Annotated in this window: 24 protein-coding genes; 17 read left to right on the top strand and 7 right to left on the bottom strand. The window is 71.9% G+C overall.

All coding sequences use genetic code 11. The features are described 5' to 3' along the window. From HNR16_RS08725 to xerD, 8 genes are all read left to right on the top strand, one after another. Positions 1–1,041 carry an HAD-IIA family hydrolase gene (locus tag HNR16_RS08725; RefSeq protein ID WP_225737971.1) on the top strand — a complete coding sequence of 347 codons (1,041 nt, stop codon included), beginning with the start codon at positions 1–3 and terminating at the stop codon, positions 1,039–1,041. Continuing rightward, the gene (locus HNR16_RS08720; RefSeq protein WP_158041834.1) at positions 1,038–1,265 is read left to right on the top strand and encodes a hypothetical protein; all 228 of its coding nucleotides are present in this window, start codon (positions 1,038–1,040) and stop codon (positions 1,263–1,265) included. The genes HNR16_RS08725 and HNR16_RS08720 overlap by 4 nt, the downstream gene beginning before the upstream one ends. Positions 1,266–1,302: 37 nt before the next feature. Then, positions 1,303–2,181 carry a TlyA family RNA methyltransferase gene (locus tag HNR16_RS08715; protein ID WP_158041833.1) on the top strand — a complete coding sequence of 293 codons (879 nt, stop codon included), beginning with the start codon at positions 1,303–1,305 and terminating at the stop codon, positions 2,179–2,181. Beyond that, positions 2,178–3,122, top strand: a complete 945-nt coding sequence (locus tag HNR16_RS08710) for an NAD kinase (protein WP_158041832.1) — start codon at positions 2,178–2,180, stop codon at positions 3,120–3,122. Before HNR16_RS08715 ends, HNR16_RS08710 begins: the two co-directional genes overlap by 4 nt. Further along, positions 3,119–4,852: a DNA repair protein RecN gene (recN, locus tag HNR16_RS08705; protein WP_158041831.1), complete on the top strand. Its 1,734-nt coding sequence runs from the start codon at positions 3,119–3,121 to the stop codon at positions 4,850–4,852. The genes HNR16_RS08710 and recN overlap by 4 nt, the downstream gene beginning before the upstream one ends. A gap of 85 nt (positions 4,853–4,937) precedes the next feature. Further along, the gene (locus HNR16_RS08700) at positions 4,938–6,689 is read left to right on the top strand and encodes a CTP synthase (RefSeq protein WP_158041830.1); all 1,752 of its coding nucleotides are present in this window, start codon (positions 4,938–4,940) and stop codon (positions 6,687–6,689) included. Then, entirely contained in the window at positions 6,686–7,378 is a 693-nt protein-coding gene (locus HNR16_RS08695) for an NUDIX domain-containing protein (RefSeq protein ID WP_158041829.1), read from the top strand. Before HNR16_RS08700 ends, HNR16_RS08695 begins: the two co-directional genes overlap by 4 nt. Next, entirely contained in the window at positions 7,362–8,306 is a 945-nt protein-coding gene (gene xerD / locus HNR16_RS08690) for a site-specific tyrosine recombinase XerD (protein WP_158041828.1), read from the top strand. The genes HNR16_RS08695 and xerD overlap by 17 nt, the downstream gene beginning before the upstream one ends. Before the next feature lie 24 nt (positions 8,307–8,330). Here xerD and HNR16_RS08685 read toward each other — a convergent pair whose 3' ends face one another. Further along, on the bottom strand, positions 8,331–9,239 hold the full coding sequence (locus HNR16_RS08685; RefSeq protein ID WP_158041827.1) for a DNA-3-methyladenine glycosylase family protein: 909 nt from the start codon (positions 9,237–9,239) through the stop codon (positions 8,331–8,333). Between the two features lie 38 nt (positions 9,240–9,277). Further along, a complete protein-coding gene (locus tag HNR16_RS08680; RefSeq protein ID WP_158041826.1) occupies positions 9,278–10,090 on the bottom strand; it encodes a CPBP family intramembrane glutamic endopeptidase in 813 nt (270 codons plus the stop codon). A gap of 131 nt (positions 10,091–10,221) precedes the next feature. On the opposite strand from HNR16_RS08680, the gene HNR16_RS08675 reads away from it, so the two are divergent. From HNR16_RS08675 to HNR16_RS08640, 8 genes are all read left to right on the top strand, one after another. Further along, entirely contained in the window at positions 10,222–11,250 is a 1,029-nt protein-coding gene (locus tag HNR16_RS08675; RefSeq protein WP_225737970.1) for a ParA family protein, read from the top strand. Further along, positions 11,237–12,064: a segregation and condensation protein A gene (locus HNR16_RS08670; RefSeq protein ID WP_158041825.1), complete on the top strand. Its 828-nt coding sequence runs from the start codon at positions 11,237–11,239 to the stop codon at positions 12,062–12,064. Before HNR16_RS08675 ends, HNR16_RS08670 begins: the two co-directional genes overlap by 14 nt. Continuing rightward, entirely contained in the window at positions 12,054–12,620 is a 567-nt protein-coding gene (scpB, locus tag HNR16_RS08665) for an SMC-Scp complex subunit ScpB (protein WP_158041824.1), read from the top strand. The genes HNR16_RS08670 and scpB overlap by 11 nt, the downstream gene beginning before the upstream one ends. 952 nt (positions 12,621–13,572) lie before the next feature. Continuing rightward, on the top strand, positions 13,573–14,364 hold the full coding sequence (locus tag HNR16_RS08660; RefSeq protein WP_158041839.1) for a pseudouridine synthase: 792 nt from the start codon (positions 13,573–13,575) through the stop codon (positions 14,362–14,364). A 12-nt stretch (positions 14,365–14,376) separates the two neighbouring features. After that, complete coding sequence (locus tag HNR16_RS08655) at positions 14,377–15,483, top strand: prephenate dehydrogenase (RefSeq protein ID WP_158041823.1); 1,107 nt, start codon at positions 14,377–14,379, stop codon at positions 15,481–15,483. Further along, entirely contained in the window at positions 15,480–16,187 is a 708-nt protein-coding gene (gene cmk / locus HNR16_RS08650) for a (d)CMP kinase (RefSeq protein ID WP_158041822.1), read from the top strand. Before HNR16_RS08655 ends, cmk begins: the two co-directional genes overlap by 4 nt. Then, positions 16,184–17,755 (top strand): ribosome biogenesis GTPase Der, encoded by a 1,572-nt coding sequence (der, locus tag HNR16_RS08645; protein ID WP_158041821.1) that lies wholly within the window; start codon positions 16,184–16,186, stop codon positions 17,753–17,755. The genes cmk and der overlap by 4 nt, the downstream gene beginning before the upstream one ends. 192 nt (positions 17,756–17,947) lie before the next feature. Beyond that, positions 17,948–19,405, top strand: coding sequence for a glyceraldehyde-3-phosphate dehydrogenase (locus tag HNR16_RS08640; RefSeq protein WP_158041820.1), 1,458 nt, complete (start codon positions 17,948–17,950; stop codon positions 19,403–19,405). 68 nt (positions 19,406–19,473) lie between these two features. On the opposite strand, the gene HNR16_RS08635 is transcribed toward HNR16_RS08640, so the two are convergent. Then, positions 19,474–19,764: a hypothetical protein gene (locus tag HNR16_RS08635; RefSeq protein ID WP_158041819.1), complete on the bottom strand. Its 291-nt coding sequence runs from the start codon at positions 19,762–19,764 to the stop codon at positions 19,474–19,476. A 180-nt stretch (positions 19,765–19,944) separates the two neighbouring features. Between HNR16_RS08635 and HNR16_RS08630 the strand changes: the two genes are divergently transcribed. Further along, positions 19,945–20,703, top strand: coding sequence for a GntR family transcriptional regulator (locus tag HNR16_RS08630; protein WP_158041818.1), 759 nt, complete (start codon positions 19,945–19,947; stop codon positions 20,701–20,703). A 100-nt stretch (positions 20,704–20,803) separates the two neighbouring features. On the opposite strand, the gene HNR16_RS08625 is transcribed toward HNR16_RS08630, so the two are convergent. From HNR16_RS08625 to iolD, 4 genes are read right to left on the bottom strand one after another with little or no spacing between them, the layout of a single operon-like run. Then, positions 20,804–21,691: a sugar phosphate isomerase/epimerase family protein gene (locus HNR16_RS08625; protein ID WP_158041817.1), complete on the bottom strand. Its 888-nt coding sequence runs from the start codon at positions 21,689–21,691 to the stop codon at positions 20,804–20,806. 41 nt (positions 21,692–21,732) lie between these two features. After that, positions 21,733–22,743: a Gfo/Idh/MocA family protein gene (locus HNR16_RS08620; protein ID WP_158041816.1), complete on the bottom strand. Its 1,011-nt coding sequence runs from the start codon at positions 22,741–22,743 to the stop codon at positions 21,733–21,735. 45 nt (positions 22,744–22,788) lie between these two features. Continuing rightward, on the bottom strand, positions 22,789–23,700 hold the full coding sequence (locus HNR16_RS08615; protein WP_158041815.1) for a sugar phosphate isomerase/epimerase family protein: 912 nt from the start codon (positions 23,698–23,700) through the stop codon (positions 22,789–22,791). Then, positions 23,697–25,658 (bottom strand): 3D-(3,5/4)-trihydroxycyclohexane-1,2-dione acylhydrolase (decyclizing), encoded by a 1,962-nt coding sequence (gene iolD, locus HNR16_RS08610; RefSeq protein WP_158041838.1) that lies wholly within the window; start codon positions 25,656–25,658, stop codon positions 23,697–23,699. The genes HNR16_RS08615 and iolD overlap by 4 nt, the downstream gene beginning before the upstream one ends. Positions 25,659–25,667: the final 9 nt, after the last annotated feature.

The raw sequence follows: 25,667 nt of genomic DNA, 5'->3' as shown, positions 1-25,667 counted from the left end.
GTGGGGATCTTCAACCGAGGCACGGGTATGGGTCCTGCACCGCTCGACGGGGTCGACCTGCTCCTCGCCGATCTCGACGGCGTCGTCTACAGGGGACCGGGTGCCGTTGCGCACGCCGTCGACACGCTCAACGCGATCCGCGCGAGCGGTGTCGGTGTCGGCTACGTCACGAACAACGCGTCGCGCACCGACGAACAGGTCGCGGAACACCTGCGCGAACTCGGCCTCACGACACAGGCCACCGATGTCGTGACGAGCCCGCAGGCGGCACTCGCGCTCCTCACGGAGCGGGTGCCCGCGGGCTCGCTCGTCCTCGTCGTCGGCGGCGAGGGCATCGTCCACGAACTCGAGGCGGCCGGGTTCCGTGTCACGCGGTCCGCGGACGACGAACCCGACGCCGTCGTGCAGGGATTCGCGCAGGACGTCGGCTGGGTCCACCTCGCGGAGGCGTCCTTCGCGCTCGTGCGCGACATCCCCTGGATCGCGACGAACCAGGACTGGACGATCCCCGTCGCCCGCGGCATCGCACCGGGCAACGGCACGCTCGTGTCCGCCGTCCACACGGCCGTGCAGCGCCTGCCGATCGTCGCGGGCAAACCCGAGCGAGCGATCTTCGACGCGGCGGTGGCCCGGTTCGGCGCCGCGCACCCGCTCATGGTGGGCGACCGCCTCGACACCGACATCAAGGGCGCGCGCGCCGCCGGCATCCCGAGCGCCGTCGTCCTGACCGGCATCGACCGTGCGAAGGCCCTCATCGCGGCCTCGCCCGACGAGCGCCCCGACTTCATCCTCCGCGATCTGCGCGGCCTGCGGGAGCCGTACCCCGTCGTCGAGGTCACGAGCGAGCCGGAACACGCGACGGCGAGAGTCGGCCGCGAACAGGTCTCCGTCGTCGGTGTCGACGTGCGGATCGAGTCGGCAGGTCGGGACGAACTCGATCTGCTCCGCGCGGCGTGCGCGGCGATCGCCGCGTCCGAGAAGCTCATCTACGCCCTCCGCGTGCCCGAGCGCCTCTACTCGAGCGAGGGCGACGCACGATGAGCGACGAACATCCCGCCCCGATCGCGCTGCCCGATGCACGCGTGCCCGACCAACACACGCTCACCGATCTTCGCGACGAACTCGATCGCGCGGCCTCGCTCCCGCTCGAGGAGCGTGCGGCGGCCTACGCCGAGGTGCACGCGCGACTGACCGCGGCACTCGAGGAGCCCGCCACCGACGCGGCGTCCGCACGCGACGACGCCGCGACCGGGGCTCGGCCGTGACCACTCGGCGCACCACCGTTCCGCCCACACCGCGCACATGACGGCCGACGGGTCGACGGGCTCCGGCGGGTCCCGCACGGACGGGGCGGGTCCGGGAGGCGACGCCCGCCTCGACCGGGCCCTCGTCGCGCGCGGACTCGCCCGCAGTCGGACGCTCGCGGCGCGTCTCGTCGACGCGGGCGTCGTGCTCGTCGACGGGGTGGCGGTCACGAAGCCGTCGCACCGGGTGGGGGAGGGCACCCGGATCGATGTCAGCCGACCCGAGCGGTACGTCTCGCGCGCCGCGCACAAACTCGTCGCGGCGCTCGATGCCTTCCAGGGCGTCGATCCGAGCGGACGCGTCGCGCTCGATCTCGGGGCCTCGACCGGCGGGTTCACCCAGGTGCTCGTCGAACGCGGTGTGCGCCACGTGCTCGCGATCGACGTCGGCCACGACCAGATGAACCCCGCCGTCGCCGACGACCCGCGCGTGACCTCGCTCGAGGGCGTCAACGCGCGGGACCTCGACGCGGCGTCGCTGCGCGAGCGACTCCCCGGTGACGCACCCGACCCCGCCGACATCGACCTCGTCGTCGGCGACCTCTCGTTCATCTCCCTCCGTCACGTCCTCGCACCCATCAGGCGGACCGTGCGCGCGGACGCCGATCTCGTGCTGCTCGTCAAGCCACAGTTCGAGGTCGGCCGCACCGGCGTGCGCGGAGGCATCGTCACCGATCCCGCGCTCGCCCGGGATGCCGTCCGCGGTGTGCTCGACGCGGCGCACGCGACGGGGCTCGGCATCCGGGGCATCATCGCCTCGCCGATCGAGGGCACGCACGGGAACCGCGAGCTGGTCGTCCACTTCGCGCCCGACGGCACCGATCCGACAGAATGGACGAGGCGACTCGACGAGCTCACGACAGGAGGACGCGCATGACCGACCGTGATTCGGCACCCGTTTCCGCGACCACCACCCGACGCATCCTCCTCGTCGGCCACACGGGTCGCGCCGACGCCGTGGAGGCCGCCTTCCGCGTCGCGGAGCTCCTCGCCGACGAGGGCGTGCAGCCCGTCCTCGAACGCGACACGGCCGACGAGCTGCGGGCCATCGACGCCGTCCGGCTGCCGGGGTCGACGCTCGTCCTCGGCGAGGACTGCGATCTCGACGAGGTCGAGATCGCCGTCGTGCTGGGCGGCGACGGCACGATCCTGCGAGCGGCCGAGGTCGTTCGCCCGAGCGGCGTGCCGATCATCGGCGTCAACCTCGGCCACGTCGGCTTCCTCGCCGAGAGCGAGCGCGACTCGGTCGCGTACACGCTCCGGCGCGTCCTCGACCGCGACTACACGGTCGAGGAGCGCATGGCGCTCTCGCTGCGCGTCGAGATCGGTGACGCCGTCATCGCCGAGGACTGGGCGCTCAACGACGCGTCCATCGAGAAGGCCGACCGGGCGAAGATGGTCGAGGTCGTCATCGAGGTCGACGACCAGCCGCTGTCCGCGTTCGGCTGCGACGGGGTCATCTTCTCGACCCCGACGGGATCGACCGCCTACTCCTTCTCCGCCGGTGGCCCCATCGTCTGGCCCACCGTCGAGGCGCTCCTGCTCGTGCCCATCAGCGCGCACGCACTCTTCTCGCGCCCGATCGTCGTCGCACCGACCTCGGTGCTCGCCGTGGAGCTGAATCCCAGGGGCCCGGGAGGCATCATGTGGTGCGACGGACGGCGACAGGTGGTCATCCCCGCGGGGGCCCGCGTGGTCGCCACCCGCTCGCCGCACGCCGTGCGGCTCGCGAGGCTCCACCTCGCGCCGTTCTCGAAACGACTCGTCGACAAGTTCCGCCTCCCCACGGCGGGCTGGAGGGGGACCGCCGCGACATGATCGGCGACATCGAGATCCGCGGCCTCGGCGTCATCGACGAGGCCGCGCTGCCGCTCGGCGCGGGCTTCACCGCGATCACGGGTGAGACGGGCGCGGGCAAGACCATGATCGTCACGGCCCTCGGCCTCCTGCTCGGCGGCCGCGCACCGGCCGGTGCCGTCCGGAACGGCGCACCGAAGGCCGTCGTCGAGGGACGCTGGCTCGTCGATCCCGCCGGAGACGTCGCCGCACTCGTCGCCGACGCCGGGGGCGACGTGGAGCCCGTCGGTGACGGCTCGACCGCAGAACTGCTCGTGACGCGACAGATCTCCGGCACCGACGGCCGGAGCCGCGCCTGGCTCGGCGGCGCGAGCGTGCCCGCGGGCCAGCTCGCCGAGCTCGGCGAGCGGCTCGTCGTCGTCCACGGCCAGAGCGACCAATTGCGCCTCCGCGGTGAACGCGCGCAGCGAGCGGCACTCGACGCCTACGGCGGCGACGCGACCGAGCGACTCCGCGACCGGGTCGGTGAGGCGTGGCGGCGGGCGCGAGAGACGCGCGAGGCGGCCGACGAACTCCGCGCCGCGCTCGACGCGCGGCAGGCGGAGGCGGCCGAACTGCGGACCCTGATCGCCGCCATCGAGCCCGTCGAACCGAAGCCCGGTGAGGACGCCGAGCTCGTGGCGCGCATCGAACGCGTCGCGAACCGCGAGGAGCTGCGTGCGGCCGTCGCCGAGGCACACGCCCTCCTGCGCGGCACCGACGAGGTCGCGGAACGTCCGCGCCCCTCCGCCGAGGGGCTGCTCCGCGACGCCCGCACGTCGATCGAGCGCGGCGTCCGGCGCGACGATCTGCTCGAACCGCTCGGGCGTGCCCTCGACGACATCGTCTTCGCGATCGACGACCTCGCGATCCGGCTCTCCGGCTACCTCGACGACATCGACGTCGAGGGCGTCGGCGAACTCGACGCGCTGGGGGAGCGGCTCGAGACCCTCAACGGGCTCATGCGCCTCGCCGGGCCCACCCTCGACGACGTCATCCGCCGATACGGCGAAGCGGGCACCCGCCTGCTCGAGCTCGACGGCGACGACGAGCGCGTCGTCGACCTCGAGCGCGTCGCCGAGGAGGCGCAGGACGCGCTCGAACAGGCCGCCGCCGAACTCACGGCCGCACGGACGGCAGCCGCGACCGAACTCTCGGCACGCGTGAGCGAGGAGCTCGCGCACCTCGCGATGCCGGACGCGCTCCTCGTCGTCGACGTGGCGGACGCCGGTTCGATCGGCGCCGAAGGGGCCGACCGCGTCTCGTTCCTGCTTCGACCGCACCCCGGCGCGTCCCCCGCCCCGATCTCGAAGGCGGCGTCCGGCGGCGAACTCTCGCGCGTCATGCTCGCGCTCGAGGTCGTGCTCGCCGCGGCCAATCCCGTTCCCACGCTCGTGTTCGACGAGGTCGACGCGGGGGTCGGCGGTGCCGCCGCGATCGAGATCGGACGCCGACTCCGTCGCCTCGCGCGCACCTCCCAGGTCGTCGTCGTCACCCACCTCGCACAGGTCGCGGCATTCGCGACGAACCACGTGCGCATCGAGAAGGCGAACGACGGCGAGGTGACGACCTCCTCGATCCGACGACTCGACGACGACGAGCGGGCCGTCGAGATCACGCGCCTGCTGTCGGGCCTCGCGACGAGCGACACGGGCCGTGCGCACGCGGCGGAACTCCTGGCCCTCGCGGCGGAGGAGCCGGCCGCGCGCTGAACGCGTGACGCCTCGACCGAGTTCCCGAATCGGCTCGCCGCGAACGTCCGGCCGCTTCCGCGCACGTGGGATAGCATGTAACCCCGTGAACGACTCCGAGCAGGGCCGCACGGGCCCCAATCATCCCCCGGTCAAGCACATCTTCGTCACGGGCGGTGTCGTCTCCTCGCTCGGCAAGGGTCTCACCGCCGCGAGCCTCGGCAATCTCCTCACGGCGCGCGGCCTGCACGTCGTCATGCAGAAGCTCGACCCGTACCTCAACGTCGACCCCGGGACGATGAACCCGTTCCAGCACGGCGAGGTCTTCGTCACCAACGACGGTGCCGAGACCGACCTCGACATCGGCCACTACGAGCGCTTCCTCGACGTGAACCTGTCACAGGCCGCGAACGTCACGACGGGACAGGTCTACTCCGAGGTCATCGCGCGCGAGCGTCGCGGCGAGTACCTCGGCGACACGGTCCAGGTGATCCCGCACATCACCGACGAGATCAAGCGCCGCATGCGCCTGCAGGCCGACGAAGTGCCCCGACCCGACGTCATCATCACCGAGGTCGGTGGCACGATCGGCGACATCGAATCGCAGCCGTTCATCGAGTCCGCGCGGCAGATCCGTCACGAGCTGGGACGCGACAACGTCTTCTTCGTGCACGTCTCGCTCGTGCCGTTCATGGGCGCCTCGGGAGAGCAGAAGACGAAGCCGACCCAGCACTCCGTCGCGGCCCTCCGCTCGGCGGGCATCCAGCCCGACGCGCTCGTGCTGCGCAGCGACCGGCCCGTCACCGAGGGCAACAAGCGCAAGATCGCGCTCATGTGCGACGTGCCCGAGCCCGCCGTCGTCAACGCGATCGACATGCCCTCGATCTACGACATCCCCCGCATGCTGCACGAGCAGGGGCTCGACGACTACATCATCACGCAGCTCCGCCTCGGCGCGGGCGAGATGGAGTGGTCTGCCTGGGAGCGCCTCCTCGACGTCGTCCACGAGCCGAAGCACCACGTGACCATCGGGCTCGTGGGCAAGTACATCGACCTCCCCGACGCCTACCTCTCGGTCACCGAGGCGCTGCGCGCGGGCGGGTTCGCGAACCAGACGCGCGTCACGATCCGGTGGATCCCCTCCGACGATTGCGAGACCCCCGAGGGTGCCGCGCGGCACCTGAGCGACGTCGACGCGATCTGCGTCCCCGGCGGGTTCGGGATCCGCGGCATCGAGGGCAAGCTCGGCGCGCTGCGCTTCGCACGCACGAACGAGATCCCCACGCTCGGCCTGTGCCTCGGCCTGCAGTGCATGGTCATCGAGTACGCACGCGATGTCGCGGGCATCGAGGGTGCCTCGTCCACCGAGTTCGACCCCGAGACCGAGCAGCCCGTCATCGCCACGATGGCCGAGCAGGTCGACATCCTCCAGGGCGGCGACCTCGGCGGCACGATGCGCCTCGGCCTGTACCCCGCCGTGCTCGCCCCCGACTCGCTCGCGGCGCGCACCTACGGGACGACCGAGGTCGAGGAGCGCCACCGACACCGCTACGAGGTCAACAACCAGTACCGCGCACCGCTCACCGAGGCGGGTCTCGTGTTCTCGGGGACGTCGCCGGACGGTGCACTCGTCGAGTTCGCCGAGCTCCCGACCGACGTGCACCCCTACTACATCGCGACGCAGGCCCACCCCGAGCTCCTGTCGCGACCCGGCCGCGCGCACCCGCTGTTCGCGGGGCTCGTCGCCGCGGCGCTCGACCGCCAGCGCGCATCGCGCCTCGTCGAGGTCGACGAGCAGTTGCCCGGCGAGGGCACCCGCTCGGACGAGCACCCGACGCCCGCAGAGGACGCCGCGTGACGGCCGGGGCGGACCGGGCGGGCGAACTCCGGGACCGCCCCGTCGCGCTCCCGGTCCGATCGAGCGAGGTCGCCTTCCGCGGACACGTGTGGGACGTCCGCAACGAACGATTCGTGCTCGACGGCCAGGAGATCACCAGGCACTTCGTCGACCACACGGGCGCCGTCGCCGTGCTCGTCGTCGACGAGGCGGAACGCGTGCTCCTCATCAACCAGTACCGCCATCCCGTGCGCCTGCGCGATTGGGAGCTGCCCGCGGGCCTCCTCGACGTGCCCGGCGAGGATCCCCTCGCGTCCGCGAAGCGCGAGCTGGAGGAGGAGGCCGATCTCGCCGCCGCCGATTGGTGGGTGCTGCAGGACCTGCTGACCTCACCGGGCGGGAGCGACGAGGGCATCCGCGTGTTCCTCGCGCGCGGACCGAGCCCCGTCGAGACGGACTACGTGCGTGAGCACGAGGAGGCCGACATCGAGGTGCGCTGGGTCGCGCTCGACGAGGCGGTCGAGGCCGTGCGGCGCGGCGACATCGCGAACGCCACGACCGTCTCGGCCCTCCTCGCGGCCGCCGTCTCGCGTGCCGCGGGATGGCGCGATCTGCGGCCCGCTGACGCACCGTGGCCGACGAGATCGGCCGGGCCGCGCGCGACGGGACACCCGGGGCACGTGCCGGACGAGCATGACCGAGGCGACTGAGGACGATCCGACACCGGCGGCACTCGACGCCGCACGGTCGCGGTACCTGCGCCACCTCACGATCGAGCGCGGCCTGAGCCCGAACAGCCTCGCCGCGTACCGACGCGACCTCGGACGCTACGTGGCCGCACTCGCCGCCGAGGGCGTGATCGATCCGGCGCAGATCGCCCGCGGCCACGTGACGGCGTTCGTCGCGGCGTTGCGCACGGGCGCACCGGGCGTGCCGCCGCTCGCCGCGTCCTCGACGGCGCGGATCCTCTCCGCGGTCCGCGGCTTCCACCGCTTCCTCGAGGAGGAGGGGATCACCGAGACCGATGTCGCGTACGACGTCGTGGCCCCGAAACGCCCCGAGCGTCTGCCGAAGGCGCTCACGATCGACCAGGTCGAGCGATTGCTCGAGGCCGCGTCGGGCGAGGGAGCGCTGCGAGCGCGCGACCGCGCACTCCTCGAACTGCTCTACGCGACGGGGGCACGCATCTCGGAGGCGGTCGGCCTCGACGTCGACGACGTCGCCGAGCCGGGCTCGGTCCGCCTGCACGGCAAAGGTGGCAAGCAGCGGATCGTCCCCGTCGGTCGGTACGCGCAGGAGGCGCTCGACGCCTACCTCGTGCGCGCTCGCCCCGAGCTCTCGGCGCGCGGGACGGCGACGCCCGCGCTCTTCCTCGGCGCGCGCGGCGCGCGGCTCTCGCGTCAGAGCGCGTGGCACGTCCTGAGTGCGGTCGCCGAGCGCGCGGGGCTCCGCGCGCACGTCTCGCCCCACGTCCTGCGTCACTCGTTCGCGACGCACCTCCTGCAGGGCGGCGCGGACGTGCGCGTCGTGCAGGAACTGCTGGGGCACGCGTCCGTCGCGACGACGCAGATCTACACGCTCGTCACGGCCGACACGCTGCTCGACGTGTACGCCACGAGCCACCCCCGGGCGCGCTGAGGCCGGCCTGCCGCCGATCCGGACTCACGCGTAGGCCGCGGCCGTCCAGAGGTGCATCGTGGCACGGCTCCGGTGCGGCCGCCACGCCTCCGCACGCCTCGTCGCCTCGGCGGGCCGCGGGCGGCCGAGCGCGCCGAGCAGCACGAGATCGCTCGCGGGGAACGCGTCCGGATCCCGAAGCGTCCGCATCGCCGTGTAGTCGACGGTCCAGGGCCCGATACCGGGAAGATCGAGGAGCGCGCGGCGGGTTGACTCGATGTCGGCGCCGGGCCCGACGTCGAGACCGTCCGCGAGCGCCTCGGCGAGCGATTGGATCGCCCGGACGCGCTGGACGGGAACGCGGAGCGCGTCGCGCAATTCGGCGGGGTGCGCCTCGGCGACGATCGCCGGATCTGGTGAGGGCACGAGCCCGTCGACGGCCGCGGAGCGCTGCATGCCGGCGGTCCAGGCGACGAGCCGGCCCTGCAGCGTCCGCGCCGCGGCGAGCGACACCTGCTGGCCGAGCACGACGAGCAGCGCGGTCTCGGCGGGGTCGACCGCGCCGGGGATCCGCAGCCCCGGCCGGGCCCGCACGAGCGGACCGACCTCGGGATCGTCGACGAGAACGGCATCGTCCGCATCCGTCGACTCGTCGAGCGCGAGCGCGCGCCTGACCGCCTCGACGGCGGCCTCGACGGCATCGTGCTCGTCGGCCCGGACGATCGTCGGGAGCGTGAGCGAACGCACCGCGGGGACATCCTCCGCGGGCAGCCTGACCGTGACGACGGCCGTCCCGGACGGTGTGTCGACGCGCCGCGTCCACCAGCCCGAGCCCGGACCGAAGCGTTCGAGGCCGGGGACGGCGTGCGCCGTGAGGAATCGCCGCAACGGCAGCGCGGCGAACGGCGTCGTGACATCGAGCCGGATCCGCGTCTCCGACGGCGCAGCGTTCATGCACCCATGGTCCCAGACCCGGGCGACGAGTGGCGGGATCAGTTGACGGTGCGTGCCGAACGGCGGTCGCGCCGTCTCCGTGCGAACCGGAAGAGGACCAGGAACACGAGCGCGACGAGCACCGTCACGATCGCGATCGTCCACGACGCCGCGCCCTGTCCGAACGAGGGGAGGAGGGCGAGCAGGACGTTGACGAGCCAGTGCATGACCCCCGCGACGAGCGTGCGCTGCAGCATGTCGCCGCCCGCGAGGTGCCCCATGAGGACCGAGAGACCCACGCACGACACGGCGAAGGACACGAAGAACGCCGGTTCGGCGAGGTACTGCGAGTGCCAGAGCGCCCACACGAGACCCGTGATCGTCGTGGCGGGGAGCCGGGGGAGCCGCGTCTCGAGGGCGGGCTGCAGGTACCCGCGCCAGCCGGCCTCCTCACCGAGCGCCCCGAGCAATTGGAGGACGAGGAACAGCGCGAACACGCCGCCCGAGAAAACGGGCGCACGCGCCGGGAGCCCGAGGAGGAGCGCGCCCAGGAACAGGCCGAGGGCGATGAGCGCGACGGCACCGAGCGCGAGGCACGCGTGGGCGACGAACTGCGCGCGCGGGACGCGAGGCGGCGGCGGGAGACGCTGCGAGCGGGGCAGGAGGAGCATCGTCGCGAGTGCGCCGAGCGCAGGGCCGAACTGTCCGAGGAACACCAGACGCCCGTCGAGGCCCACGAGCCGCTGCACGCCGAGCAGGGCGATCGTGCACACCGCGGTGCAGACGAGGAAACACGCGAGCGGGACGGCGAACGGGGCACGCGGCGCCGCGGGTGCCGCACCGGGTGCGCTCGCATCGTGAGCGATCGACATGCTGCGACCGTACGCCGTGAGGCGTGAACGTACGGTGCGTCGCGGACGGCAGCGCGACACGCCGACGTAGGATTCCAGGAGTCGAGGACGCTCGCGCGTATGCGGGGTCCGCCGGCGGAGAGGATGGCGAGATGGCGAAGAGCGATGCGGAGCTGCCCGAGCTGCCCGGACTGGAGATCCCCTCCGAGCTGTTGCGACCGACCAGACCCGCAGCGGACCGCCGGGCCGAGGGGCGGGGCCGTGACGTGCTCGAGCCGCCGTTCCCGCAGAGCGAGGACGACGAGGACGTCGAGGACGAGTTCGCCTCGAGCGGGACGCGGAGCGCGAGCGCCGTGTCGACGCAGCTCTACCACCTGTTCCCCGAGCCACCAGTTCTCGACGCGCACGGGCCCGCGCGCATCATCTCGATGTGCAACCAGAAGGGTGGCGTCGGCAAGACGACCACGACGATCAACCTCGGTGCGACGCTCGCCGAGTACGGTCGACGCGTCCTCGCGGTCGATTTCGACCCGCAGGGTGCGCTCTCGGCCGGCCTGGGCGTCTCGACCCACGACGGCGCGACGGTCTACGACCTGCTCATCGGCACCGAGAAGGACCCTCGCCGGGTGATCCAGGAGACGGACTACCCGGGGCTCGACATCATCCCCGCCAACATCGACCTGTCCGCCGCCGAGGTGCACCTCGTGACCGAGGTCGCCCGCGAACAGATCCTCGCGGGCGTGCTGCGCAAGGTGAGCGCCGACTACGACGTGATCCTCGTCGACTGCCAGCCCTCGCTCGGTCTCCTGACGGTCAACGCGCTCACCGCGAGCCACGGCGTCGTCATCCCGCTCGAGTGCGAGTACTTCGCGCTGCGCGGTGTCGCACTCCTCGTCGAGACGGTCGAGAAGGTGCGCGATCGACTGAACCCCACCCTCGAACTCGACGGCATCCTGCCGACGATGTTCGACAGCCGCACGCTGCACTCGCGTGAGGTGCTCGACCGCGTGTACGAGGCGTTCGGCGACAAGGTGTTCCAGACCGTGATCGGACGCACCGTCAAGTTCCCCGACGCCTCGGTCGCCGGGATGCCGATCGTGTCGTTCGCCCCCGAGCACACGGCCGCGCAGGCCTACCGTCAGCTCGCGCGCGAGCTGGTCGACCGCGGTGCCGTCGCCTAGCGCCCCGACCGAGCTCGACGAGGCCGCGGGCGCGGTCGACTTCCGGGTGAGTCTCGAGGTATTCGACGGGCCGTTCGACCTGCTGCTCGCGCTCATCTCGAAGCACGAGCTCGACATCACCGAGGTGTCGCTGAGCCGCGTGACGGACGAGTTCATCCGCTACCTGCACGGGCTCGAGTCGGCGGACGAACTCGATCGCGCGAGCGAGTTCGTCGTCGTCGCCGCGACGCTGCTCGACATGAAGATCGTCAGCCTCCTGCCGCAGGGCGAGTACGTCGACGCCGAGGCCGTGGCGATCCTCGAGGCGCGCGACCTGCTGTTCGCGCGACTGCTGCAGTACCGGGCGTTCAAGGAGGTGTCGGGCTGGTTCGCCGAGCGGTTCGGCGAGGAACAGGCCCGACACGCACGGGCGGTGCCGCTCGAGGAACGCTTCCGCGAACGCATCCCGGAACTCGTGTGGACGCTCTCGCCGGCGGACTTCGCGGCGCTCGCGGCGATCGCCCTCACCCCTCGTGAGCCGCCGACGGTCGGGCTCGACCACCTGCACGCGCCCGCGATCAGCATCCGCGAGCAGGCCGCCCTCGTCGTCGCGCGCCTGCGCGAGGTCGGCACGATCGACTTCCGTGACCTCGTCGCGGACGCGGACGTGCCGGGGGTCGTCATCGCGCGCTTCCTCGCCGTGCTCGAGCTCTACCGACGCTCGGCGCTCGTGTTCGAGCAGCTCGTCCCGCTCGGCCCGCTCACGATCACGTGGGACGGCGCCGACTGGTCGGACGACGATCTCGGAACGCTCGGAGTCGACTATGACGGCTGAGTCGGACGACCTCGTCGAGCTCGACCGCGCGCTCGAGGCGATGCTCATGGTCGCGGACGAACCGGTCTCGCTCGCGGCGTTCGCGACGGCCGTCAGTCGGCCGGTCGGCGATGTCCGGGCCGCCGTGCGACGGCTCGTCGACGACTACGACGGGCTCGGCGGTGGCCCGCGCCGGGGCTTCGAGCTGCGCGAGGTCGCGGGCGGCTGGCGCATCTACGTGCGATCGGAGTTCGACGAGGTCGTGTCGGACTTCGTCCTGACGCGGCAACCGTCGAAGCTCTCGCAGGCCGCACTCGAAACGCTCGCGGTCATCGCGTATCGTCAACCCGTCACTCGGAGCCAGGTCGCGCAGATCAGGGCGGTGAACGTCGACTCGGTCGTGCGGACGCTCGTGGCGCGAGGGCTCGTGACGGAGGACGGCCACGACCCGATCACCGGCGCGACCCGCTACGTGACGACCGAGCACCTGCTCGGACACCTCGGGATCGCCTCGCTCGACGAACTCCCGAAGATCTCCCCACTTCTCGACGACGGACAGGACGGCTTCCATGAATGACGGACGCAGGCGGCACGAACCGGGCGGCGGACGTTCGAACGGCGGCCGCTCGGGCGGCGGTCGCTCGGTCGGTGGCCGCGACGGCGCGGCGGGCCGGAACGGCCGGGCCGGCGGAAGCGATCGGACGGGCGGAAGCGGTCGGACGGGCGGAAACGGTCGGGCCGGGGGAGCCGGTGGGCGTGGGCTGACCGGCGGGACCGCTCGCCCGGGTCGGAACGATCGACCGACGCGTGGTGGCCGTTCGGACCGGCCCGAGCGTGGCGAGTGGCTCGACGAGCGACCCAAGCGGGCCGCCCGCGGCGGCGACGGGCCGCGACGCGGACCCGCCCGTGACGGGTGGGACGGCGAACGCGGCGGCGCACGCGGCGCGCACGATCGCCGCGGCGACGAACGCGGCGGACGAGGCGGTGGTCGATCCGAGCACGGTGGCTTCGACCGTGGCGGCTCCGCCCGCGGCGGTGACGAGCGTGGTCGCCGGGACGGTGGCGGCTTCGAGCGCGGCGGTGACGAGCGCGGCGGTGACGAGCGCGGCCGTCGGCAGCGCAGCAGCGCCGACCGCGGCAGCCGTGAGCGCGACCCCCGCGATCGCGAGGGCGCGCCGCGCGGTGAGCGACGCACGAGCGACGGCGGACGCGGACGTCGCTTCGGTGCCGGTCGCGCGCGCGACGACCGCGCCGGGCGGCGGCCGGAGCGCACCGGGGCACGTCCGGAGCGCACGAGCGATGCCGCGAGGTACCGCGACCGGCCCGACGATCGCGGCCGCACGGACGCCCGCGAGCGACGCGGCGACGACGAACGCGAGGGCCGAGACGCCGTTCGGAAGGCCGCCGCGGGGCGACCCGCGGGCGGCTGGTCACTCGACGACTTCGACGACATCCCCATGCCGCGCTCCTCGGACGACACGACGGCCTCGGGCGCGAACGCCGCTCGCGCCCAGGACGTGGACGGTTCGATGCGCCTGCAGAAGGCACTCGCGAACGCGGGTGTCGCGTCTCGGCGCGTGTGCGAGCAGTACATCCAGGCCGGCCGCGTGCGCGTGAACGGCGAGGTCGTGACCGAACTCGGCTCACGCGTGCACCCGCGCCAGGACCGGATCGAGGTGGACGGGACGGCCGTGCAGCTCGACACCGACATGCGCTACGTCGTGCTCAACAAGCCGACCGGCGTCGTCTCGACGATGCGCGACGAGCAGGCCCGGCCGGACCTCCGCCAGTTCACGCGCGAATACCCCGAGCGCCTGTACAACGTCGGGCGCCTCGACGGCGAGACGAGCGGCCTGCTGCTGCTCACGAACGACGGGGACCTCGCGAACGTGCTCGCCCACCCCTCGTACGGTGTCGAGAAGACGTATGTCGCGAAGGTCCGTGGCCGGGTGCGGCCGCAGACCATCGCGCAGCTCCTCGCGGGCTTCGAGCTCGAGGACGGCTTCATCCGGGCCGATCGCGCGGTCGTGCTGGGCGATCAGCCGAGCCGCTCGGCGACCCTCGTCGAGCTCACCCTCCACTCGGGCCGCAACCGCATCGTGCGCCGCATGCTCGACCACGTCGGCCATCCCGTGCAGGAGCTCGTGCGCCGGAGCTTCGGACCGATCCACCTCGGCACCCTGCGAGCGGGGGAGACGCGCGACCTCACTACACTGGAACTCGGTCGCCTCCTCACCCTCGCCCGCCGCGCCGAGCGCCGCCGCGAGCAGCCGACCGACGAGCGCGCCGACCACGGCGGCGACGACGCCCCGAGCGAATAGGACCCTCCGAGCATGACCCCAACCCGGACCGTCTCGCCCGTGCGCGTGGTCGGCACCGGACTCCTCGGTACCTCCGTCGGGCTCGGTCTGCGCCGACTCGGCGTCGACGTGCTGTTGTCCGATGCGAGCCCGTCGGCGCTGCGCCTCGCCGTCGACTACGGCGCCGGCCGCGCGGCGCCGGCCGAATCGGCCGATGCGGCGGATGCCGCCGACACGCCGGTCCTCGTCGTCGTGTGCGTCCCGCCGGACGTGACGGCTCGCGTCGTCGCGCAGGAGCTCGCGGCCTGGCCGAGCGCGATCGTGACCGACGTCGCGTCGGTCAAGTCGGGACCGCTCGACGAGTTGCGGGCCGCGGGCGTCGAGCTGTCCCGTTACCTCGGCTCGCACCCCATGGCGGGGCGCGAGACCGGCGGCCCGCTCTCGGGCCGGGCGGACCTCTTCCTCGGCCGGCCCTGGGTGATCGCCCAGCACGAGGGGGTCACGGTGCACGCGCTGCAGGAGATCGAGGGCCTCGCGCTCGACCTCGGCGCGACGCCCATCGTGATGACGGCGCAGGAGCACGACGCGTCCGTCGCGCTCGTCTCGCACGTGCCCCAGATCGTCTCGTCCGTGCTCGCATCGCAATTGCTCGGCGACGACCTCGGGGCGACGGCGCTCGCGGGGCAGGGGCTGCGCGACGTCACGCGCGTCGCCTCGAGCGATCCGACGCTCTGGGTGCAGATCCTCGCGGCGAACGGCGCACGCGTCGCGTCGATCCTGCGCGATGTCGCCCGCGACATCGACGAGGTCGCGGGCGCCCTCGAGGAGGTCGATGCGGCCGGCTCCCGTCGGGTGGTCGCCGAGCACCTCTCGCGCGGCAACGACGGTGTCGCCCGCATCCCGGGCAAGCACGGCAAGCAGCGGGACTTCGCGAACCTCATCGTCATGGTCGACGACCGGCCGGGCCAACTGGCTCGGCTCATGACGGACATCGGCGACGCGGCGGTGAACATCGAGGACTTCCGGGTGGAGCACGCGCAGGGGGCCGAGGTCGGCCTCGTCGAGCTCGCGGTGCTCCCGGAGGTGCGGGGACGACTCGAGGACGGGCTCACCGCGCTCGGATGGAGGGTCGTGGAATGACGACACAGGAACCGACCGCCTTCCGACGCACCGTCGTGGTCGTCGACGGGCCCTCCGGCAGCGGCAAGTCGACCGTCAGCCGGTCCGTCGCGGAGCGACTCGGCTTCGAGTTCCTCGACACGGGCGCAGCATACCGATCGCTCGCCTGGCTCGGCACCGTACGCGGGACCGACCTCGACGACGCCGACGCCGTGACGGCGCTCCTGCCCGAGTTCGTGGCCGGCTACGCCATCGCGCTCCGCCCCGGCGAGCGCTGGGTGCGCGTCGGCGACCACGACGTCACGACCGCGATCCGCGCGACCGCGATCTCGGCGGCGGTCTCGAAGGTGGCTCGCGTGCAGGCCGTGCGCGATGCCGTCAACGCGCTCTTCCGGCGCCTGCTCGCCGACGGTGCGGCACCCGGCGTCGTCGCGGAGGGCCGTGACCTCACGACCGTCGTCGCACCGGACGCGACCGTGCGGATCCTCATGACCGCCGACGAGTCGGTGCGCATCGCGCGACGCTCGGCCGAGAAGGCCGGCGAGGACGCCGCGCGGGTGGCCGCCACCGTGACCGAGCGGGACGCCGCCGACTCGAAGGTCGTCGATTTCCTCCACGCCGCCGACGGCGTGCACGTGCTGGACTCGACGCATCTCGATCTTCCACAGACCGTCCAGGCGATGATGGACCTCATCACCGCCGCCGTGCCCGAGGAGGCGCCATGACCGACCACGAGACGGACCGAAACGACACCGAGGGCGTCGACGGCGCCGAACGCGCCGGGTTCGCGCCCGACGCGCCGGGGGCCCCGACGGCCGACGAGCTGCGCCAGGCCGTCGACGCCGTCGACGACGAGGTCGCCGACGCGCGCGCCGCGGCACTGCGACAGAGCCTGGACGACTACGAGCTCGACGACGACGACCTCGACATCATCGACGCCGCGACCGAGGACGCCGACGCGATCACGTACCTGCCGGCGCTTCCCGTCCTCGCGGTCGTGGGACGTCCGAACGTGGGCAAGTCCGCGCTCGTGAACCGCATCATCGGTCGTCGCGAGGCGGTCGTCGAGGACACGCCGGGCGTCACGCGCGACCGCGTGTCGTACAAGGCGGAGTGGAACGGCCGCTGGTTCACGCTCGTCGACACGGGCGGCTGGGAGCCGGACGCGAAGGGTATCGACCTCTCGGTCGCCCAGCAGGCCGAAATCGCGATCGAGCTCGCCGATGCGGTGCTGTTCGTCGTGGACGCGAACGTCGGGGCGACCTCGACCGACGAGCACGTCGTCAAGCTGCTGCGCAAGAGCGATCGTCCCGTGCTCCTCGTCGCGAACAAGGTCGACGACCTCGTGCAGGAGCCGAACGCGGCGCAGCTGTGGAGCCTCGGCCTGGGGGAGCCCTGGCCCGTCTCGGCGCTGCACGGGCGCGGGGTGGCGGACCTCCTCGACAAGGCGCTCTCGGTGCTGCCGGAGGTCTCCAAGGTCGCGAAGGACGAGGTCGACGGCCCCCGCAGGGTCGCGATCCTCGGCCGACCGAACGTCGGCAAGTCGAGTCTGCTGAACAAGGCCGCGGGGGAGGAGCGCGTCGTCGTCAACGACCTCGCGGGAACGACGCGCGACCCGATCGACGAGCAGATCGAGCTCGGTGGCCGCGTGTGGCGGTTCGTCGACACGGCCGGCATCCGCAAGAAGGTGCACCTGCAACAGGGCGCCGACTTCTACGCGTCGCTCCGCACGACCGCGGCGCTCGAGAAGGCGGAGGTCGCGGTCGTCGTGATCGACGTGACGCAGCCGATCGGCGTGCAGGACGTGCGCGTCGTCGATCTCGTGCTCGAGTCGGGCCGTGCGCTCGTGCTCGCGTTCAACAAGTGGGACGAGCTCGACGACGAGCGTCGCTGGAAGCTCGAGCGCGAGATCGAACAGGACCTCGCGCACGTGTCGTGGGCGCCGCGCGTGAACATCTCGGCGAAGACCGGGCGGCACCTCGAGAAGCTCGTGCCCGCGCTCGAGACGGCGCTCGAGAGCTGGGACACCCGCATCCCGACCGGCAAGTTCAACGCCTTCCTGACGGAGCTCGTGCAGGAGTTCCCGCATCCGCTGCGCGGTGGGAAGCAGCCCCGCATCCTCTTCGGGACGCAGGCCGCGACACGGCCGCCGACCTTCGTGCTCTTCACGACCGGGTTCCTCGACCCCGGCTACCGGCGCTTCATCACGCGACGCCTGCGTGAGGTGTACGGCTTCGTGGGGACGCCGATCGTCGTCAACATGCGCGTGCGGGAGAAGCGCCAGCGTCGCTGAACGCACGCCGAGAGATTTTGGCGAGATCCTTTCGGAACGCGACGGTTCGGACGGTGGCGGGATCGCGCGGTGCAGGGGTATGCTTTGGCGCTTTCGGACGGTAGGCTTTCGCGGGGGTGACCGCCCCCGCGTCCCGTGCGCCGTGCCACTAGCACCTGCGCCGTCGCACCCACCAACGGAGGATGAATGCCGATGCCGGAACAGTTCAGGGAGGCGCAGGGCCAGTGGCTCGACCGCGTCGCCGTCGCCGAGTCGATGATCCCGCTCATCGGGAAGCTCTACCGCGAGCACAACGTCGTGACGTCGATCCACGGTCACCGCCTCATCAACCTGTCCGCCATCGAGATCATCAAGGCGCACCGCTACGCGCGACGCGTCAACGACATCGAGCTCGACCTCGCGACCACGCTCCCGATCCTCGAGCACCTCGCGGGTCTCGAACTCGGCACGGCCTCGGTCGATCTCGGCCAGCTCGCGACGCGCTACGACGCACAGGGCGGTGACCTGGACACGTTCCTGCGCGCCGAGCTCGCCGAGGTCCTCGGCACACAGAACGGCGACTCCGGTGCCGACGTCGTCCTCTACGGGTTCGGTCGCATCGGTCGACTGCTCGCCCGGATCCTCATCGGGCACGCCGGCTCGGGGCTCGGACTGCGGCTGCGGGCGATCGTCGTACGTCGCAACGGTGAGGGCGATCTCGCCAAGCGTGCGAGCCTCCTCAAGCGCGACTCGGTGCACGGTCCGTTCGCGGGCACGATCTCGGTCGACACCGAGAACAACACGATCCTCGCGAACGGCACGCTCATCCAGGTCATCTACTCGGACGACCCCGCGACGATCGACTACACGGCCTACGGCATCGACGACGCGATCGTCGTCGACAACACGGGACGCTGGCGCGACGAGGAGGGGCTCTCGCAGCACCTCCGCTCGAAGGGCGTCGCGCGCGTGCTGTTGACGGCCCCGGGCAAGGGCTCGCTGCGCAACGTGGTGCACGGTATCAACCACGAGGACATCACCGAGGCCGACCGCATCATCTCGGCCGCCTCGTGCACGACGAACGCGATCACCCCCGTCCTCAAGGCGCTCGACGACCGCTTCGGCATCGAGCACGGTCACGTCGAGACCGTGCACTCGTTCACGAACGACCAGAACCTCATCGACAACTTCCACCGCGGCGACCGACGCGGTCGCGCGGCGACCCTCAACATGGTCATCACCGAGACGGGCGCGGCGAAGGCCGTCGCGAAGGCCCTGCCGTCGTTCGCGGGCAAGCTCACGGGCAACTCGATCCGCGTGCCCACGCCCGACGTGTCGATGGCCGTGCTCAACCTCACGATGGCGACCGATGTCGACCGCGAGACGGTCAACGACTACCTGCGGCAGGTGGCGCTCAACTCGAACCTGCGCCAGCAGATCGACTACGTCGAATCGGGTGAGGTCGTCTCGAGCGACTTCATCGGCACGACGCGCGCGGGCATCGTCGACGGTCTCGCGACGATCGCGAGCGGCCGGAACCTCGTCGTGTACGTCTGGTACGACAACGAGTTCGGCTACTCCTCGCAGGTGATCCGCATCGTCGAGTACCTGGGCGGCGTCCACCCGCCCGTCGTGCCCTCGCGGCGCGAGCTCGACCAGCTGGGGATCTGACCCGCGCGGGATGCACGCGAGCAGGTGGGGCGGGCACGGACCGACGTGCCCGCCCCGCGGCGTCCCGTCTACGTGAGCGGCAACCACCTGGACCCGTCGCGGCGGGTCACTCGGACGCCGCCGATCACGGCGACCTCCCGCGCGGCGCGCGCGCCCTCGCCGGCGATCGACGCCGCGGTGCCGTCGTCGGGCGCCGTGAATCGGACGACGACGTCGGCGCGGCCGCGAGCGACACGAACGTCGCTCGCCTCCACGTTGGCGACGGCCGCGACGCCCGCCGCGATCGCGGGGAGCACCGCATCGGCGGGGACGCCCGCTCTGCTCGCGGTGATCTCGACGGCGACACGATACGAGGGCATCGCGCCACACTAGCGCCGCAGGGCGTCGAGTGGCGCGATGGCCGGTGGCGCGGCGCTCACGCCCGGGTGAGCCCGGAACGGGTAATGTGCAGACATTCGATCACGTCGAGGGCATGCATTCGGCGGCACCGGAGCCGCCCCCACCGATCGCCGCCCCACCACGACGACAGGAGCGCGCCCATGCCCCAGGAGCAGAGCCTTCCACCCGAACTCTTCCTCGACCTCGACCGGTCGGGGCCCGTGCCGCTGTACCACCAGGTCGCGAGCCGGTTGGAGTCGGCGATCCGTGACGAGTCGCTGCCGCCGGGCGCGAAGCTCGAGAACGAGATCGCCCTCGCCCAGCGCCTCGGGCTGTCGCGGCCGACGATCCGCCGGGCGATCCAGGATCTCGTCGACAAGGGACTGCTCGTGCGTCGCCGTGGCATCGGGACCCAGGTCGTGCAGGGCAAGGTGACGCGCAACGTCGAGCTCACGAGCCTGTATGAGGATCTCTCCCGCCAGGGGCAGGAGCCCGACACGATCGTGCTCGACTCGGAGGAGTCCAACGCGACCTCGACGATCGCCGAGACGCTCGGCGTCGAGCTCGGCAGCCCCGTGCTGCACCTCAAGCGCCTGCGGCGCTCGAACGGCATCCCGCTCGCGATCCTCGACAACGTGCTCCCGGCGGACTTCCTCGACCTCGATCTCGACGAGCTCACGAGGCACGGCCTCTACCAGCTGCTTCGGGCCCGGGGCGTGACGATGCGCGTCGCGAAGCAGCGCATCGGTGCGCGAGCGGCGTCCGGCATGGAGGCGGAGCTGCTCGACATGGACCAGGGCGAACCCGTGCTCACGATGACGCGGACGGCGTTCGACAGCTCGGGTCGCGCGGTGGAGTACGGCACGCACTGCTACCGGCCCGATCTCTACTCCTTCGAGATCACGCTCGTCGAACGCTGAGTGGCAAGCGACCTCGCGCGGCTCCGCAGCGGGCCGCGAGCAACGACCGCAGCCCACGTCGCGGGGGCGACGTGGGCTGCGGTCGGTGGGTGCAACGGGCTCAGTCGGCCGAGCGGGCCTCGTCGACGAGCTGACGGATGCGGTCGAGCTGGAAGCGCGACGTCTCGTCGGCGGTCTCGTCCTCCCCGAACACGTTCGAGACGACGAGCGCGTCATCCCGCTCGAAGTACCCGCTCGCGGCGAGCGTCCCGAACAGCTCGCCCCAGTCGACGTCACCGTCGCCGATGCGCAGGTGCTGGTGCACGCGGACGGCGTTGCCGGGCGGGTTCGTGATGTAGCGGAGCCCGTGCGAGCGGTTGTGGTCGAACGTGTCGGCCGCGTACACCGCGCCGAGGCGTGCTCCGAGCTCGGGGATGAGGCTCGTCGCGCGGTCACCGTAGTGGAACGTGTGCGAGGCGACGTACACGAAGCCGATCGAGTCCGAGTTGAGTGCGCGGATGACGCGCCACGCGTCGAGCCCGTCCTCGACGAAGTCGTCGGGGTGCGGGTCGATGTTCACCCGGATCCCCTCGCGTTCGATGATCGGGAGGAGCTCCTCCATGGTCGTGTAGAACGCGGCCTCGGAGTCCTCCTGCAGTTCGTCGGGACGCCCGGAGAACTCGGTGTTGATGACCGGCACCTCGAGCTGCACGGCGAGCTCGATGATCCGGCGGAAATTCCGCACGGCCGCTCGGCGACGGGTCTCGTCAGGCCAGGCGAGGCGCTGGACGGGAAGGATCGCCGGGATGCGGACGCCCGCATCGGCGGCGCGCTTCTTGAGGTTCCGCACGAGTGCGTCGTCCGCCTTGGGGTAGCGGAAGAACGGACCGAAGTCGGGGTGCGGCGTGAGCTGGAGTGCGTCGTAGCCCGCGCGGGCGGCGACGTCGGGGAACTCCAGCAGGGAGTGCGTCGAGTGATACGGGGTGGGGTCGAGTGCGATGGTGACCACGATGCTCCTTCGTCGATCGGTGGCGGCCGGTGGCGGGGTGCTCAGGCGTAGAACGCGGGCCGCTCGGGGATGACGACCTGCTGGATGCCGCCGTCGAGCGCGGCGACGCCCGCCTCGCACGCGAGCGCGACCTTGAAGCCGTCCCATGCGCTGGGGCCGTCGATCGTGCCGCGCTTGACCGCCTCCACCCAGCGCTGGATCTGCGCGTCGTACGCGTCGGCGAAGCGCGTCGTGAAGCTGCGGTGCTCGTCGATCGCGAACGTTCCGTCGTGCCAGGTCTGCAGACCCTGCGGCTGGCCGATGCGGGCGACGCCCTGCTCGAAGACGGCCTCGGTCGCGACCTGGTAGCCGAAGCCGATCGACACGTTCATCTCGACGTCGACGAGGACGCCGTTCGCGAGCTCGATGAGCACGAGGATGGGTTCGCGCAGGCGCTCCGGCGCCTTCGAGTTGCGGCGCGGGTGACGCACCTCGACGGAGCGGACGTCGCTGCCGGCGAGCCACGGCGTGACGTCGAACTCGTGCACGACCGAGTCGGTGATGAGCATCGACTGCGTGTACGACGGCGGCACGTCGGGGTTGCGGTGCACGGCGCGCACCATGAGGAGCTCGCCGAGACGCCCCGACTCGACGAGGGCGCGCAGCTTCGCGTACTCGGCGTCGAAGCGGCGCATGAACCCGACCTGGATGTGCGGGCGGTCGAGCTTCTGCTCGGCCTCGAGGATGCGCAGCGACGACTCGGGGTCGGGGGTGAGCGGCTTCTCGCAGAGGATCGGCAGGCCGGCTTCGAGCGCGGGCAGCAGGACGGGCTCGTGGTACGCACCCGGGGTGGCGATGAGGACGGCGTCGAGCGCGTCGGCCTCGATTGCGTCCTCGATGCGCGTGAAGGAGCGGGCGCCGGGCGCGTTCGCGGCGGCGGCCGCGCCACGGGTCTCGTCGGGCTCGACGATGGCACTGACGCTCGCGCCGGAGACGCGGTTGGTGATGCGGGTCACGTGGTCGCCGCCCATGAGGCCGGCGCCGACGATGCCGATGCGGAGGTTCTCGGTCATTGAGATGCTCTCGATTCTGCGGGTGTGTGGGTGTGCGTCAGGGGGTCAGTCGTTGCGCGCGAGGGGCGTCGACGAGAAGATGTGCTCCCGCGTGCGCTGGGCGACGGGGAACGGGCGGTCGACCGAGCAGCCGAACATGTCGTGCTCGACGATGCCGAAGATGTTCGGGTCGATCTGTGCGGCGCGCTCGATGATCGGCGCGAGCGGGGGGACGCCGTTCGGCGGCTCGACCATGATCTCCTGTGCGACGGCCTCGCCGAAGGGGACGTCGTTCTTGAGCACGTCGAACAGGAGATCGGGGTCGACCTGCTTGAGGTGCAGGTAGCCGATGCGCTCCGGGTACGCGTTCATGAGGCGCAGGTTGTCGCCGCCGTAGTAGGCGAAGTGGCCCGTGTCGAGGCACAGGTTGACGTAGCGCGGGTCGGTCTCGTGCAGGAGCCGCTCGACCTCGCGGTACGTGCCGACGTGGCTGTCGGCGTGCGAGTGGAACTGCTGCTTGACGCCGTACTCCTCGAGGAGCGCCTTGCCGAGCTTGTTCTGACCCGCCGCGAGCTTCGCCCACTGCGCGTCGTCGAGGGTGCGCGACTCGATCGCCTCGCCCGTGATGTCGCTGCGCCACATGTCGGGGATGACGACGAGGTGCTCGGCGCCGAGGGCTGCGGCGAGACCGGCGACGGCGATCGCCTGGTCCCACGCGCGCTCCCACTGCTCGTCACCCTTGTGGAACCCGGTGAACACGGTGCCGGCCGAGAGCTTCAGGCCGCGCTCGTCGAGCTCGTCGCGCAGTCGGCTCGGGTCGGTGGGGAGGTAGCCGTAGGGGCCGAGTTCGATCCACGTGTAGCCCGCCGCGGCGGCTTCGTCGAGGAAGCGTTCCCACGGCACCTGGCCGGGGTGGTCGGGGAGCCACACGCCCCACGAGTCGGGTGCGGTTCCGATGCGGATGCCGTCGGCGGTCATGCGTTCTGTCCGTTCTGTTCGTCCGTGTCGGCATCGCTGTCGGCACCGGGGGTCTGGGGGCGGGCGCCCACGAGGGGGCGCTGCGCGGCCTTCTGTTCGCGGTACGCCTCGTACGCGCGCCGGGTGGAGTCGATCTCCGACACGGGCGAGACGGGGACGTCCCACCAGCCCTCACCGTCGGGTGCGTACACGAGCGGGTCGGAGTGGAGGTGGATCACGGTCGACGTGTCCGAGGCCTTCGCGTCGGCGATCGCCGCCTGGAGTCGTTCGACGACGTCGGCGCCGGGCGCCAGGTCGACGACGTCGAGGCCGTAGCTGCGGGCGTTCGCCGCGAGATCCACGGGCAGGTGCCCGGGCCCCTGGAAGTTCCGTGCCTGCTCGTCGTAGGGCCGGTACCACGTGCCGAAGCGGTCGGAGCCGACGGTCTCGGAGAGGTGACCGATCGACGCGTAGCCCTCGTTCTGGATGATGACGAGGATGAGCTTGAGGCCCTCCGCGACCGCCGTGACGAGCTCGGTGTGGAGCATGAGGTACGAACCGTCGCCGACCATGACGATGACGTCGCGATCGGTGTCGGACGCGTCGATGCCGCGGCGCACACCGAGGCCACCCGCGATCTCGTACCCCATGCACGAGAACGCGTACTCGACGTGGTAGCCGAGCGGGTCGCGCACGCGCCACAGCTTGTGGAGGTCGCCGGGCAGCGAACCGGCCGCCTGCACGACGACGTCCTCGGGCGCGCTCGCGCGCTGCACGGCACCGATGATCTCGGCCTGGCCGGGCAGCTCGAGGTGGGACGGGGCGAAGGCCTCGTCGACGACGCGGTCCCAGTTCGCCTTCTCCTCGGCGATACGAGCCGCGTAGGCGGGGTCGACGCGGAGGTCGGCGAGCTCACGACGCAGGACCGTGAGGGTCTCGCGGGCGTCCGCGACGACGGGGAGCTGCGTGCCGTGCTTGTAGGCGTCGAAGGACGCGACGTTGATGTTCACGAACGTCACGTCGGGGTTCTGGAACGCGGTGCGGCTCGCGGTCGTGAAGTCGCTGTAGCGCGTGCCGATGCCGATGACGACGTCGGCCTCGGCCGCTATGCGGTTCGCGGCGAGCGTGCCGGTCGCGCCGACGCCGCCGAGGTTCTGCGGGTGGTCCCAGTCGAGCACACCGCCGCCGGCCTGCGAGGTGCCGACGGGGATGCCGGTGGCCTCGACGAAGGCGCGGAGCTGGCCCTCGGCGCCCGAGTAGAGCACGCCACCGCCCGCGACGACGAACGGTCGCTTCGCGTGGGCGATGGCCTCGATCGCGCGGGCGAGCGGGCCGGGCTGGGGGAGCGGCCGCGAGAGGTGCCACTCGCGCACCTGGAGGAACTCGTCGGGCACGTCGACGACCTCGGCCTGGACGTCCTCGGGGAGCGCGATCGTGACCGCGCCGGTCTCGGCGGGGTCGGTGAGCACGCGCATCGCGGCGAGGGCGATCGAGTACAGCTGCTCGTGGCGCTGCACGCGGTCGAAGAAGCGCGACAGGGGCCGGAACGCATCGGTGACCTGGATGCCCGGGTCGTGCGGGAGCTCGAGCTGCTGGAGCACGGGGTCGGAGACGCGGGTCGCGAACGTGTCGCTCGGCAGGAGCAGCGCGGGCAGACGGTTGCTCGTCGCGAGCGCGGCGCCCGTGAGCATGTTCGCGGCGCCGGGGCCGACGGACGCGGCGGACGCGAACGTGCCGAGTCGGCGGTGCATGCGGGCGTAGCCGACCGACTGGTGGACCATGGCCTGCTCGTTGCGGGCCTGGTAGTAGGGCATGAGCTCGGGGTCGAGCTCGTTGGCCTGGCGGAGCGCCTGGCCGATGCCCGCGACGTTGCCGTGGCCGAAGATCCCGAACATGCCGGGGACCGTCCGCTCGCGGTGGTCGCCGTCGACCGTCCACTGGCGCCCGAGGAAGGTGACGAGCGCCTGGGCGACGGTCATGCGGGTGGT

Origin of the sequence: Pseudoclavibacter chungangensis, from assembly GCF_013410545.1 — a bacterium.
In the GTDB taxonomy this organism is placed as follows: Bacteria; Actinomycetota; Actinomycetes; order Actinomycetales; family Microbacteriaceae; genus Pseudoclavibacter; species Pseudoclavibacter chungangensis.
This window is presented reverse-complemented; position numbering and strand designations above follow the sequence as displayed.